General features: G+C 56.5%; 12 protein-coding genes and 3 pseudogenes. 4 read left to right on the forward strand and 11 right to left on the reverse strand.

The annotated features are described in order from the left end of the window. Positions 1-112: 112 nt before the first annotated feature. Positions 113-875, reverse strand: a pseudogene (locus QWJ46_RS30325) (integrase core domain-containing protein); the annotation flags it as partial. Positions 876-893: 18 nt separating this feature from the next. Between QWJ46_RS30325 and QWJ46_RS30330 the strand changes: the two are divergent. Continuing rightward, the gene (locus QWJ46_RS30330) at positions 894-1,850 is read left to right on the forward strand and encodes an IS4 family transposase (RefSeq protein ID WP_018247125.1); all 957 of its coding nucleotides are present in this window, start codon (positions 894-896) and stop codon (positions 1,848-1,850) included. Beyond that, positions 1,807-2,000, forward strand: a pseudogene (locus QWJ46_RS30335) (IS3 family transposase); the annotation flags it as partial. The gene QWJ46_RS30330 and the pseudogene QWJ46_RS30335, both read left to right, overlap by 44 nt. Positions 2,001-2,465: 465 nt before the next feature. On the opposite strand, the gene repC reads toward QWJ46_RS30335, so the two are convergent. The 3 genes from repC to repA all read right to left on the reverse strand — a co-directional run bounded on the left by repC (position 2,466) and on the right by repA (position 6,066). After that, positions 2,466-3,674 (reverse strand): plasmid replication protein RepC, encoded by a 1,209-nt coding sequence (repC, locus tag QWJ46_RS30340; protein ID WP_004672730.1) that lies wholly within the window; start codon positions 3,672-3,674, stop codon positions 2,466-2,468. A 155-nt stretch (positions 3,675-3,829) separates the two neighbouring features. Beyond that, entirely contained in the window at positions 3,830-4,855 is a 1,026-nt protein-coding gene (repB, locus tag QWJ46_RS30345; protein WP_004672729.1) for a plasmid partitioning protein RepB, read from the reverse strand. Beyond that, entirely contained in the window at positions 4,852-6,066 is a 1,215-nt protein-coding gene (gene repA / locus QWJ46_RS30350) for a plasmid partitioning protein RepA (protein ID WP_004672726.1), read from the reverse strand. Before repA ends, repB begins: the two co-directional genes overlap by 4 nt. Positions 6,067-6,500: 434 nt before the next feature. Here repA and QWJ46_RS30355 point away from each other — a divergent pair. Beyond that, positions 6,501-7,124: pseudogene (locus tag QWJ46_RS30355) on the forward strand (acyl-homoserine-lactone synthase). A gap of 411 nt (positions 7,125-7,535) precedes the next feature. Next, complete coding sequence (locus QWJ46_RS30360; protein ID WP_004672718.1) at positions 7,536-8,570, forward strand: zinc-binding dehydrogenase; 1,035 nt, start codon at positions 7,536-7,538, stop codon at positions 8,568-8,570. Positions 8,571-8,576: 6 nt separating this feature from the next. On the opposite strand, the gene prs is transcribed toward QWJ46_RS30360, so the two are convergent. The 7 genes from prs to phaP all read right to left on the reverse strand — a co-directional run. Continuing rightward, positions 8,577-9,518 carry a ribose-phosphate diphosphokinase gene (prs, locus tag QWJ46_RS30365; RefSeq protein WP_011053499.1) on the reverse strand — a complete coding sequence of 314 codons (942 nt, stop codon included), beginning with the start codon at positions 9,516-9,518 and terminating at the stop codon, positions 8,577-8,579. A gap of 2 nt (positions 9,519-9,520) precedes the next feature. Then, the gene (locus QWJ46_RS30370; RefSeq protein WP_004672715.1) at positions 9,521-10,636 is read right to left on the reverse strand and encodes a nucleotidyltransferase family protein; all 1,116 of its coding nucleotides are present in this window, start codon (positions 10,634-10,636) and stop codon (positions 9,521-9,523) included. A gap of 26 nt (positions 10,637-10,662) precedes the next feature. Continuing rightward, positions 10,663-10,992, reverse strand: a complete 330-nt coding sequence (locus QWJ46_RS30375; RefSeq protein WP_004672714.1) for a hypothetical protein — start codon at positions 10,990-10,992, stop codon at positions 10,663-10,665. Positions 10,993-10,997: 5 nt separating this feature from the next. Further along, on the reverse strand, positions 10,998-11,492 hold the full coding sequence (locus QWJ46_RS30380) for a hypothetical protein (protein ID WP_004672713.1): 495 nt from the start codon (positions 11,490-11,492) through the stop codon (positions 10,998-11,000). An 80-nt stretch (positions 11,493-11,572) separates the two neighbouring features. After that, complete coding sequence (locus QWJ46_RS30385) at positions 11,573-12,841, reverse strand: radical SAM protein (RefSeq protein ID WP_004672712.1); 1,269 nt, start codon at positions 12,839-12,841, stop codon at positions 11,573-11,575. Positions 12,842-12,872: 31 nt separating this feature from the next. After that, positions 12,873-13,427 (reverse strand): adenine phosphoribosyltransferase, encoded by a 555-nt coding sequence (locus QWJ46_RS30390; protein WP_004672710.1) that lies wholly within the window; start codon positions 13,425-13,427, stop codon positions 12,873-12,875. Between the two features lie 286 nt (positions 13,428-13,713). Continuing rightward, on the reverse strand, positions 13,714-13,910 hold a 197-nt coding region (phaP, locus tag QWJ46_RS30395; protein ID WP_275245414.1), incomplete at its 5' end, for a TIGR01841 family phasin.

The raw sequence follows: 13,910 nt of genomic DNA on the forward strand, positions 1-13,910 counted from the left end.
TCAGTCGGGCATTCTTATGAATGTTCATTCGCGGCGATCCTTCCGACTCGAGGTGTGATAGCTCCAGTCTCCTAAATCCGCTTTGAATGGACAACCTCCCGAAAGCTCACATCTAGAGCCTGCGCGCTCCGAGTACGCCAAGTGGCGGAAACGCGAAGCTTTCATCTCGCGCAGCGTTGGAGCCGGTTGCGGCAATGGTATCTGCATCACGTGCCCGGGTCTGGTCCGAGCGATGAGTGCGGCCGGAAGTGGTTGTAATCGTCGGCCCAGCAATGGCGCTTCGGGCATAATCGCAGCCGAGGAACAGGCTTTGGTTGACCATCTCGTCCCGCATCCGGCCGTTGAAGCTCTCGACATTAGCGTTTTGCATCGGCTTCCCGGCGTGATGCCGTGCGACTCGACACTATGATCCTTCGACCTGGCAAGGATGGCATTCGAGGTGAATTCCGTGCCGTTGTCGGAGACGATCATCCCCGATTTGCCGCGCCGTTCGATGAGGACCGACAGTTCGCGAGCGACGCGACGACGCAAGATCGAGGTGCACGGGATCGCCGCCAGGCATTCGCGGGTCACGTCTTCGACGAAGTTGAGCACGCGAAACCGCCTTCCGCAAGCGAACTGGTCGTGAACGAGATTCAGCGAGCTTCGGGCATTGGCCTTCGCTTCGACCAGGATCGGGCCACGCGTGCCGACAGCGTGCCGCCCCGGCTTTTCTGCTTGCGAACGGAAAGTCCTTCTTCGCGATAGAGCCCGTAGATGCGGTCGACCCCAACGTCGCTCCCCCCCCCGCCGAAGCCGCCGGTCGCCGGTCGCCGGTCGCCGGTCGCCGGTCGCCGGTCGCCGAAACGCCATCGCTCATTGGCGAGGTCGCGCAATAGGGCGACTTCTTTATGATGTGGGCGCACCTGCCCGACCAACGCTTCGATCTTTTGTCGCGCGTCATGCATGACCATGCACTCATCGGCGGCTCTAAACTGCGTGATGTCGTAGAGACAGTTCGGTTCTGCGACACCCAAACGATCGAGCTGCGCGAGCGCGCCGACCGTCCGGCGCGGCAGGCAACGTTGTGCCTGCGCTTCGGCCAGGCGACGATCAGGCAACCGCAAAACCTGCGCGAAGAAGGGCTGCCCGACGGGGTTAGGCTCAGTTGGGTCGAGGTCGTCGAACCGGACGCACCCGACGGTGTCGAGCCCTTGCATTGGCTGCTCTTGACCACCCATGCGCTCTCCAGTGCGACTGACGCCTGGCAGATCGTCGCTTGGTACAAGCAGCGCTGGATGATCGAGCAGTTCTTCCGGGTGATGAAGACGCAGGGCTTCAAGATCGAGGACAGCCAATTGCAGTTAGCGCCGCGGCTGGAAAAGCTCGTCGCCATCGCCGCCAAGGCCGCGGCAATCGTCCTCCAACTCGTGCAGGACCGCAGTGGCGGCGATCCTCACCCGGCAAGCCTGGCAGTCAGTCCCCACGAGATCAACACGCTCGCCGCCCTCGAAAGCCGCTTCAAGGGCAAGACCAAGCTGCAATCCAATCCCCATCCCAAAGCTTCGCTCGCCTGGGCCGCTTGGATCATCGCCAAACTCGGCGGCTGGAACGGCTATGCCTCCTCCAAGCCGTCTGGACCCATCACCTTCTTCAACGGACTCAAATACTGTGCCGATGGCTGGGCCTTGCGAGATAGGTATATGCCTCAGTCGTTCGGTGGAGAAATGTTCCACTGGATCATTTGCTTTTGGTCACGAACAAAATCCAGCGACCAGCGGGCAGAGCCTTCGCGTTGGCCAGGATCGGTGCGCGCGTGCCTGCAAGTTCGCTTACGGAAGGGGGTTTCGCGTGCTCAACATCGTCGATGACGCGACGCGAGAATGCCTCGCGGCGATCCCCGGACACCTCGATCTCCGGTCGTCGCCTCGCTCGAAACTCGCAATGATCTCTCCGACAACGGCACCAAACTCACCTCGAATGCCATTCTTGCCTGGTCAAAAGACCATAGGGTCGAGTGGCTCATTGCGTCACCTCGCCCAAGATAGCGGTTGATGAATTCTCCCAGTGTTGTGGAAGTGCCGCCGCGAATCAGCCCCGTAGATTCCGGGGCTGCGGATGGCAGCAGGTACTTGTTCCTATTGCGTCCTATCCATGCGGCGCCATCGCCCACTCGCGATTAGCCGGCACAGCCGGCCGCCTTGCGATTTGCCGCGCCGGTGCCAATGAATTGATGAAAGGCGGCTGCCATTTCGTGCGAAGACTTCGCTCCTGGTCTTGTTCGTGCGCGACCTTGGGCGCGTTCGTATTGAGATCACGGTCTACTGTTCCCCTAAGAGGCGTCATTTGGCTCGGGAGCCAGACGGTAACCGGCACAATGCCTGCGACAAGCCGCCTTTGAAAGTTGGTGTTTTCCAAGGGGTTAGCTTGGTGGTCAGCTGACCACAACCGAAATCCTCAACGGCAGGAATAACGATCAGCCGCACTTACCCAGCCCTCAAACCGCCTTGCCCGTTGGCCTTCAACAACGCCATTATCATCGGGCCAAGCGAGAATTCACCGCGCTCACTTCGGCGCGTTAGATCCCGCAGATAGCCTCCAGGAGAGTTGATGAAGTTAGCCCTTTCCAGGATGCACGCAATTGCCACCGCAGCATTCTCCGGTCCTAGCGCCTCGCAGGCATCCTGGTAGGCGGAAGGGCTTACCCCCAGCATAGATCGAACCACCACAGCGGCAGACATCAGATCTCGCCAGCTCCCCACGCCGCGCGGTGCATAGTCGCTGATCATCGGGCACGCCTTGAGCACCAATCCCAAGGGGAACGCCCTTTGCGATTCATTCTTCGGCTGATGGCTCAAGCTCGCCTTTGCCCCCAGCTCCTTTTCGGAGCGTGGTTCAGATTCATTTACGGATTCGGGTTTTGAATTCTGTATGTGCTGCTCGATATGAGCAGCATTGGTGCTAATTTTTTCAGCATTCTCGAGGTTTTCCAAACGATTAAGCACTTCCTCACGGAGCATCTCCATTTCATTGAGAACGCTAGTGACCCCTTCAAGGGTCGGAACGCGCGGAATTCTGCTCGCGAGCGCAATGTAGATGTCCTCGGTCGTCTTCCAATCGCCGTCGGCGCCCTCGACCATTGCAGCAGTAATAAGTTTGCGAACATCCCGCCGGCAAATTGTAAGGCTCTCTTTGGCTTTCCTGAGCGAGGCTCTCTCGGCCGCCACTCTTTGCGCCAACATCGCCAACTCTTCCGATCGCGCCAGGAGGGGCGACAGGTCGAAGCCAAAAGCATTCTCGATCTGGCCATCGTCGCCCTTGCGGGCGAAGCGCTTGCCATTGGCGCTATCCTTACGGGCGATCAACCCCGACTCCACCAGAATGGCAATATGCCGCCGCAACGTTGCGCCCGCCATTGCATGCGCCCGAAGCGCCAGTTGGGCATTCGAGGGGAAGACAATCAATTGTGCATCCTGACGCAACTCATTGTCAGGATAAAAACTCAAAAGTGCGTCAAGAACAGCCAGACTGTTCGACTGGATCTTGAGCAGTTCCATCGCGGCGGAAGCGTCTCTCAACACTTTCCACTTATCGGCAGCTTTTCCATGCTTGATTTCCATTGCCGCCTGGCGCCGCACGAGCGCAAGCGTCATTGGCCGCCGCCCGAACGGCGTCGCTACATTCCCCGACTGCATTGTCTCTCACCTTTCAGCAGGCAAAGGAAATTCGCTCACCAAAACGGCGCCAAAGACTCTTGACGAGGATTCGAGGAAATGCGATTCTGTTCTTGCTACAGAGACAGAAGGGCTTCCACGACGGCGACGTTGAGGGAGCTCTTTTCTTTTGCGGGTTACACTCCCTGTTTCCGTTGATGCTTTGCGCGATGCTCCTGGTAAAGCGCCGGCAAATGCTCGAGTACGAAAGCCGCGAAATCCGGCGTGGCTTTCCTGTCAATGGTAATTTCTAGCTTGCTCTTGCTCTGCGTGACCTGCGCAAGCCTGTCGCCATCGGGGGTCGACAGGACGTCTGGCAACCCGCGCGCAGTCCGACGCGGTTTCAGATGGTCGATCACTGCCTTGAACCGTTCCGACGACGGCAGCGCCTGCACCTCCTCCGAGGCAGCATATTTCGCAGCGCCTGCCGGAGGCGATGCTTTCTCAACCAGCTCTGCCAATTGCTGCCAACTTGGGCGTCCAACGCCTGGAGCGGCGCCGATGGCATCGATCAATTCAGAGGGGAGGGCGTCAACAAGCAGGAGCATCTTCGACAAGTTGCTTTTATCGATTGACATAGCCGCGATGACGATTTCTCGTGGAAACTGCTTGTTTAGCTTGTGTGCGAAACGTGCCTTTTCGATGAAGGTGAGGTCTTCGCGCTCATTGTTTTCCTGACCCTGTGCGACAACCAACTGCTCGTCCGTCAAGTCTCGAACAACCGCCTTGACCGGCAGTCCTAGCTCCGAAACGGCGCGCAGCCGGCGATGTCCAAAGGCAACTTGGTAGTGCGCGGGTTTAACGGGATGAGGTCTCACAAGGATTGGGACCTGCTGTCCTTGCTCGCGGATGGATGCAAGAAGTCCTTCGATATCACCTTGCATGCGATCCTGAACGAAGGACGGCTCGATTGACGACGCGTTCAGTTCAACCACGGCCTGACCTTCGGCGAGACGCCGCTCGATCTCCTCGGCACGACCAAGACGATCATTTTGCTCGCGCAACGCGTTACCGATGTTTGCAGTCAGCTTCGTCGCTGGATCTCGTTCTTTTCTGGTCACGCCGAGAAGCGGCATGGAGCGAGTCTTTGCCGCTCTGTGTTCAGCAGCTGATGAGCTGTCGGGCGCGTCCGTGGTGACGTCAAGGAGGTGCTTCCGACTCATGTGGTTCTACCCCATGCTTTTTTGATTAGAGTTTCGATCTCGTCGTTGACGGCGTTCATCGCCTCTAAGGCCCGATCATAGGTCGAGCGCGTGAACTGTCCGCGCTCAACCTCAAAGAGGGTTTGATTCGTCAGGCCAGCGTCCGAAACGGCGGTCGTCTTGAGCATCGGAAAATTGAGGACATTTTCGCCAAAGATCGAACGCAGATAGCCCACCATCTGGTTCTGCGGGCCATCGCTCGGTTCAAAACGAGTGACGAGGTAGCGCATCCAATTGAACTTGAACTGGGCGCCTGCGTTCTCGATTTCCCGAAGGAGATTCGAGGTCATCGCCAGAAACTGGTTCATCGACATTACATCCAACATCTGGGGATGGACGGTGACGAGGATCGAGGTTGCGGCGGTCAGAGCTGAAAGCGTGAGATAGCCAAGTTGGGGAGGGCAATCGATAACGACGACATCGTAGTTGTCCGCGATGTCTTCGATGACCTGACTGATCCGACCGTAAAAAAGCGTGTCACCTTCCTTCCGGTTCATAAGCGCGCGCGGGGTATCGTGCTCAAACTCCATCAGTTCAAGATTGCCAGGAATTAGATGAAGATCCGGGATGTACGTTCCTCGGACAACCTGCTCGATTGGGACCTGCTCGTCATCATACCGGATGGCGCCATAGAGTGTTTCGTTCGGACCAACGTCAGTTTCTGGCTGACTGCCGAAGAGTGCGGAAAGGCTTGCTTGGGGATCAAGATCAATCGCGAGAACCCGGTAGCCACGCATTGCCAGGTACTGTGCCAGATGCGCGGCTGTCGTCGTCTTGCCCGAGCCGCCTTTGAAATTCATCACCGAGACGACTTGAAGCTGCTCCCCCGTGCGACGATGGGGCAGGTAGCGCCGGTTCCCGCGGCCAATCAGGTCCAGGTGCTTACGGATTGAATGAATATCTTCGATCGTGAACGTGCGTCGACCGCCAGGGCTCATACTAACGTGCAGTTCAGGCATTTCCGAAGCAGTTTGTCTAAGATAAGACTCACCGATGCCAAGCAATTTTGAGGCTTCTGACGGTGCAAAGGATCGAATGCCCTTTTCGGACGTCGGCGGGAAGACCTTGAGATGATGTGCTTGAAGTTGGCTGGAGAGAGCGTCAGCATGACGCTCCATCAATGCGGTCAACCCTTCGACGACCGGCGCTGGTTTTGCTGCGGTTTTCGCCATCTCAAAATCCATTTCCTGCAAGTGGCGGAACTTTTCGCGAAACCGCTAAAGTTCCGCCACTAGCTATTAGAGCCGATTCTGCATTTTGAGCAAGGGGTTTTAGGTTAACGAAAGGCTAACGTGGATAAACCCGGAACGTAGAGTAAATGGATTTTTCCGTTTATATCCTGCAGCTTAGCAAGACCGCGGTACCGATTGGTCATGGTGTGTTTTATTGTGAATCCTACAAATGTGCCCCGGCGATTTAGACGAAAAGCAGAAGACCTCGGCAAAGTCGGTGATCCCCTTGCCGCGACTCACTCGCACAAAACCGTAAGCATTCGACAACGGACGCCCGATTCCAATTCGTGCAGAGTTCCCGGCGCCTAACGGCGGCGGAGAAATTCATGCAGGTATTCGCGATCTCGACACCAAAAATTTACTACGAAGCGTAGCTGCTTCAGGACGATCATAGGCTACGTGCGAGGATCTTTTCCACTCGCACTTGGGATGTAGAAGTAGTCGACGAGTGCGAGGCAGATGGGGTTGACGCTCTCGCCCCGACTGCCATCCTGGATGTCACCGCGGCTGGACCACTTGCAGGATGTGCACGCGATTTGTCTGCGATGGGACCGACCATGCTGGTAGACGTATTTCCGTCTCTGCTCCCGAAGGGTCGCCTGAACGCCAATCCCCTGATGGTCTAGAGTTCTCGCTTTTGCGTCGACACCTCGAAGAGTGGAGGGGAGGGGAGGGGAGATGGTTCCGTTCACGAGGCAACGCTGACCTTGTTCGCCGGCATCGTAGAATGGTGCCTGGGAGGTGGTCTCAGCGAAGTCGTTGCGGTAACGGATATCAGGTTCGAGCGAACTCTTGCTAGCGTCGAATGGCCTCTCCCGCGCTTGGGGCAGCCAGAGAAGATCGTTGCCACCACCGCCATCGCAGGCACGCGTCCAGCAAACGCTGAGACCTTTCTGATGTTGCGGCCGCCCAACTACCGATCTAGTTGCCGTCATCCTTCTCGGTGCGACTCGGATTGTTGGTCTGTTCGGTTCGAACCGGTGCGCCACGAAGGATGAAGCTTTGGACGATGTGGCGATAGGCTCTTAGGAGGGTTCGCGCGGGCAGATGAGGGAAGGCGACATGGCATCTTCGCAGAGATGAGGATGGCATCGAAGAACGGGCTGGTAAACCGCGGCTCGTGTTTGAGGCTGGTGGCATTGACGCGGCCCAAGCGCTCCACTCTACCTTCAATAGTTTCGTCGCTCCTTGCGCAAGGGAACACTTCTGCCGCTTGAAACGTCCTTTGCCGTTTGCGCCGACGATATCTCCGAGAAGCTTGTCAAGACCCAGGACATAAGCAAGCCCGCCAGCAAGGCACGTGATTTCATCAGCTTTCTGACTGCCGCCTGTGGTTGTTGGCTAGATTCTGGATGCAAGTAAGTGTACATATTAGGATAGTCGGTGTGTCGGGGAGCGAGAGGTCTCGTATGGAGGTTCGTGGACTCGTAATTACTTGCCCCCGCAAGGTTGAAGAATGGACATTGTCGGTTCCACTCGCCGTATCGTCCGAAGTCGGTGTGCGGATAGAGTTGTGTGGACTCTGCACACCGGAGCAACGCGTTTATCGGGGCGCCAAGCCGACTTACCCCTATTGGGGCGGGCACGAGTTGTCAGGCACGATCGTGTCTCTGCCGGACGATGTACCGGATGGCCTGCGCGTAGGAGACCGCGTTGCGGTGCTTTTAATGCGCAGATGCGGCCAATGTCGTGCCTGCCGCCTCGGACTGGACAACCACTGTGCATATTTAAATCCTAAAGCGAGAGGAGGGGTGCCGCAGGGGCCGGGGGGATTGGCCAATTTTGTGGGCGTACCCGCCTATCAGGTTTTTTCCGTACCTTCCTTTTTGGCTCCCGAGCGTGCCGCGTTAGTTGAACCTGTCGCCTGCGTGGCACGCGGCATAAATAGGGCGCGTGCAAAGGCTGGAGACACTGTGGCCGTCATCGGCGGAGGCACGATGGGCCTTCTCCATTCGATACTTCTGACAACCAAAGGATGCGACGTTTACCTTTTCGATGACGACGTGGCAACGCATGGGCCTGTGATGTCGACCGGCGCCCATGCAACGGGGTCAGTTCATTCTCTGTCTGATCCGAAACTCGTCGAGAAATTAACGGATGGCTGGGGCTTCGACTGCATCTTTTGCACGCGCTTCGGTGTCAGAGGCATTCAGGGGGCCATAGCTGCGGCGTCACGCGGTGCCAGGATTGTACTCTACCAATCGATTCCGACGTCCGATTTGTTATCGGTAGGCCCTAACTTTCTGCATTACCGGGAAATTGAACTGATCGGCACCATAGCCCAAAGCGCGGACGACGTGAGAAATGCCATCCGAACCATCGTTGAACACGCCGCACGCTTCGACGTGCTGCAGGTCAATCTTTGGCCCTCGTCAAACGCCCAAGAGGCATTCGAGCAGGCGCTCGATCCACGTGTTAATCGCGTGATGCTAGATTTCAGGTAATGCTTCTCAGCGTGCCTGCAGCGCGCCTGCAATTTCGTTGCCGATCGAGACTACTTCGACACTGTCGGGGAAATTGTCGGTACGTCCGACGCTGTCGGTCACAACGATGCGGTCGATCTGAGACCGTCCCCAGTTTTCGTTCAGCGACGGCGTGAATATGGCATGGGCTGCGGCAAGGGTTATCTTGCGAGCGCCTGCCGCTTTGAGATGTGCGGCGGCTGAAAAAGCCGTCTGACCACTGTTGATTTCGTCGTCAATCAGGATGATCGTCCGGCCAGCAACGTCCCCCAGAATCTCGACGCTCTCCCGAAAGTCATCATCGTCTCTGCGGTGCTTGCGCATGACAGCGAATGGGCAGCCGAGCAGGGCCGCCAAGTGCTCAGCTCGCTTCGCTCCGCCGAAATCCGGTGAAACGACCATGTCGCCATCGACGGCCGCAGAACCGAGATGGCGAACTAGGGCGGGAGCGAACTGAAGATTGACGACAGGACAGGCAAATGCGGCGCACAGCTGAGGAACATGGAGTTCGAAAGTTATCAGCCGATCTATACCGAGAGTTTCGATAATCCCCGCAAGGATTCGCACCGGTACAGGTCCGCCGTCGAAGGCAGGGCGATCCGAACGCGAATATGGGAGGTAGGGAAGAACAGCGGTAATCGTGCGGGGACCCCGCGCCCGCACGGCACCAAGCGCTAGGAACAACTCGAAAAGACGATCATGAACGCTGTCAGGAAATGTTTGCACGACCACCACATTTCCGCCAAGCCCGCCGTCGCGCGGAGTGACAGCCATCTGGCCATTGCTGAACACCTGCGTGTTTAGGATCGTTATTCCTGACCGCGTGAGGGCCCGATGGACTGTTGACGCAAACTTTGCAGAGGTTTCGGTTGCTGCGATACGAAGGTCGTTCGCCGCAGGATCTGTACGATATGGTGACTCGGGCGCCATATTTACGCCAGCTCAAGATCGTTAACAGTGGGAATAGACAGCAGTTTGGGCAACACGTCGCCCCAATCATGTTGAAGTGGTACCTCGGTTTGATCAGGTCGAATGAGCTCTAGGAACTCGGACGGTATGTCTATCCCACAGATGCGCTTCATCTGCGTCAGGACGAAATATAACGCCGGCCTCATCTCGTATTTGTAACCTATCGCAGCGACCTCCGCCCAGCTAATATTCGCCATTTCTTTGTGTAGAACCGCATGAAGATCGCCGAACATCAATAGTCGAAGCGAATTATAAAGGAAGGCCTCGTGATAAAGCCTGGCCGAAAGGAACCAGACGGCGCCAGTCGCGGATTGGACCTGCAATATGCGGCCTAGACCGTTTGCAAGACGCACGCCTGACCATATGTCTTCGACATCGATGCCGACGGAGAGATTTACATGCATATCAATGAAGATGGGCATGTGCAGCTTCTTCGCGGAATCGATGTATCCCTTTACGTGGCGGTAGCGCAGCTGGCGTGGCACCGCGGGACCAGGGAACGGAGATTCAACGGATTCTATCCTTACAAACACCGGCAAGGAATAACTTTCGCGGAAGGTTTCGTCATCGAGTTCCTTTCGTTCCGGATGCCAGTTGCCATTTGAAGGGTCGAAAATACCGTGCCGGTAGCCGAGATCGAACATGAGCCGCTGCACGCGCTGCGCGTCAGCGGGCTTGACCATGATGTCGAGATCGGTCATCGGCCGTAGGAGTGGATCGGGATAGTGGAGAAGCGCGAGATCTGGTCCCTTCACCAGGAACCAGGCGATGCCGGCCCGATCCAGCGCATCCATGATTTCTGGCAGATTGCGAAATTCGAGTGCGGACCTGACCTTTGACATGACAGTCCAGCACTGAACGTAATGCGCCGCCTCAGTAGGCAATAGTGTCAACAAATCGAGGCGGCGCAAGTGATTCTCAAGCAGCGGCACCGTCCGATTATGCTCGGCGCGCCATACCACATAGGGCCAGTTGACAGGCTCCTTGCAGAGACGGACCAAACGCTCTTCATCCTCGGGTCGTAGGTAGGCCCGGCAGGTGATCAGCAAAATAGAGTCTTCTGGTGACAACCGAAGCATCGCGGAGACTCCTGCGGCTGCGTGATTTATTTCGAACTTTCCGGGCTGCCGAATTCGGCTAGTGTCTGCCTCAGGTCGGCGAACTGTTGTTCGAAGGAAGCGAAACTCTGGTCGACGTTTTGTCCAAGCAACTGTTCAAGGCTGAGCGTTTCTTCAGCGCGTTCCTCTTGTCCAGACATAAGCTTGTAAACCGAACTTACCGGCAGCAATCGCGACAAGAGTTCACCACCGCGGCCCGTCTGGGCGCTGTCCCGAATTTGCCGGATGCAACTTTCGGCAAGCAATCCGTCAATCACGATTACCAGCTTGCCATCCTCTTCGTCAACGGCGTAGCCAAACAGTCGGGAACTAGCCATTGCCGCTACCTCTGAACCTTCTTGAGGTCTTCCACTTCACTGCGTATCTGCAGCAATTGTGCCTGAGCCGAGAGAAGTTTGGCGAATGCGGCGGTAACCGCCTTTGCCGATTGTGTGTCGGAACCAGTCATCCTAACCGGTCCTCGCCCAATGCGGCGTCCTACAAGACCTGAATCGGCGGCGCGCGGCCAATTGGCTTTGCCAAATTTCTTCGAGGCGGTTATATCAACGTAGTAGTCTTGTAGTTCGCCGTTAGCAGCGAGTGAGCCGGATTTCGACCGTTGCGATCTGCGTGACACCTTTAGCGATTGCTCTAATTTTACAAGGCCAGCCGTCAATTGCTGAGCTTGGTCATCCAAACCCGCCTGCAGCCGGGCGAGTCCTTCCGCGAGACGAGAAATCACCTGGGCTTGCTGGGCGGCTGCTTTGTTGCCGGATCGTATCGCGTTGTTCGCAAGTGTGTGCGCCACACCCGCCGCACCTCGGAAAGCTCTGCTCATCCTCAATCCTCCACGTTATTTTTGTTGACCTGGTTAAATTACGTCGTCGACACAGCAATTATTACGTCGCGCCTCCTGCGTTAGTGAGTGTGTTGCGCAGCAGCCGCGATTTCCTCCGAGAAGTTATAGACAGGAGCTTCGGCGGCGGGCCGACGCTCTTTCGCTATAACTCCGCGGCGGTAGGTGGAATCTTTCGTCGGGTCCACCAGGGCGTACTCCGGAAAACCTCCGTTATTGTAAAGTTCCTGGCACAGCGGATAGGGCGCGTCCTTTTCACCATAGTGCGACCAGCTACTCATCTTGCAGACGCCGCGACAGACTGGATAAAACACGCAGTTGCCGCAGACGCCCTTAACCTCGCCACTCACCACCTCGCGTAGCTCATGGAAGAACGGGCTGTTGCGCCAGATTTCCATCAAGGGCATTTCGAAGGCATTGCCGGCGATCATTTCCGGATCATCGTAGGAGGCACTGCACATCGAAACTTGTCCGTTCGACAGTATGCCCAGTACGTTGTCGCCCCAACCGCAAGTATGCACGCCGTTCAGATACTTGAGAGGCATCAGAGCCGGCGGCAGAGTCATGTATGCAGCGCCACTCTCAAAATGGGGAGATTTCAAAAGATCGCCTATCAGTAGCTTGCATTCCTCCAAGCTTATCGCATTGTCCTCATGGCTGCGCGCGTTGCCCATCGGATGTATGTTGAGCAGCGTCCGATGCTTCTTGATGCCCCAGCCGAGCACCAAATCTATAATCGAAATCACCTTGTCATAGTTGTTGCGATAGGCAGTCGTCGTTACCACCGTAGAGATGTCAGTTTTTCCAAGCCGCTGCAGGACAATCGCAGTCTTGGCGAACGCACCCGATTTTGCTCTGAAAGCGTCGTGCGCCTCTGGGTCGAAATGGTCGAGGCTGATGAAGACCGTCAAATTGGGGAGCCTACTTAGCTGCTCGATCGTGAACTCGTCAAAGAGGGTTCCATTCGTCTCGAAAACCAGCTCCTTCAGCCCACAGGATGCGAGATATTCCATGACTGCCATGAATTCCTTGTGAACCATCGGTTCACCCCCGGAAACCTTAACCTTGCGCAGCCCATTGGGTAGTGCTTGCTCGATCAGTCCTTGGATCGCCTCCAGGTTGAAATCAATGCCCTTGGCCTTGGGCCCGACGCCTGCGATATAACAGTGGTGGCATCCCAAATTGCACTTGCGGGTTAGAAACAGATAGATCGTTTTAATTTCGTTTTCCGAGACGACTCGTTTCGAAAGTTCACTTGTGACGAGGGCCTGTAGCGTCTGACTGGCTACATGCACGTCCTGCGGTGTCGAAAGCCAATCAGGGGTATTCATGCGCTTGCCTCCTTACGTCTATGTTGCTGCGCTAGCACGTCATCGCACTGATCACTGGTGCGTCGTCCAATTGACGCCTGCCTTTCAAAACTTCGATTTCGAGTATGAATGCGTATCCGGCGATCTCTCCGCCTTGGGACTTGACAAAATTCCCAGTCGCCCGAGCAGTGCCACCCGTCGCTAGAAGGTCATCAGCAATCAGGCATCGCAGGCCGTCACCGATGAGGCCGGCAGTTACCTCCAGGGTTCCGGAGCAGTATTCACAGCTGTATTCAAATGAGAGGACGTCCCCCGGCAGTTTACCGGGTTTCCTTACCATGATGAAACCGCAACCGAGCCTATCAGCCAATGAGGCGCCCAAGATGAAACCACGCGCATCAACCGCCAAAATGGCATCGATTTCTGTTCCCGACACTTGGCTTGCGACGGTAGAAACGACTTCGCCCAATGCACCTCTACCAGCCAGCATAGGCGCTATATCCTTGAACAAGATCCCGCCTATCGGAAAGTTAGGAAATTCTCGTAATGCTTCTACACCGGATTGGTTAATCCGTGACGCCCCGCTATTTGGAACAGCTACAATCATTTTACTATCCCCCACATGTAACCATCTAAGAGCCTCGTAAGGTGCGATGGCCTCGCGCACTTTGTGGCCAGCCACCAGATGAGGCCCTGGCAAGCTTATCTGCGGCGGCCGCCGCCGCGCCTACCACGTTCCTCCGGGCCGGCACGGGTCCGCTCTCTGACCAGATCACGCCGGAATTCGCCAGCGCCGCGAACAGATGAAACATCAGTCGGCCGCATAATGTTGTCTCCTCGAAAGCGGCTCCGATCATGATTCGTCCAGCCCTGATCTTAGTGCCGAGTCAACTTTACGTCGCTTTGGGGTTCGTCAGGACCTTGTCAAAAGCATCCTTGACCGGCTTTGAGATTTCCTCCACCGCCCTGCTTGAGAGCTCCCGGACTTCCTTGGCGTGCTGCAAACTTGTCTCAACGCGCTTGCGGAAAAAGGTCGACTGCTGTTCGAGGATCTGCGACGGCGAATTCGCGCCCAGCAAAGCTTGCAAAT

The sequence above is a fragment of the Rhizobium sp. CBN3 genome (genome assembly GCF_030518245.1).
GTDB lineage: Bacteria > Pseudomonadota > Alphaproteobacteria > Rhizobiales > Rhizobiaceae > Rhizobium > Rhizobium aethiopicum_A.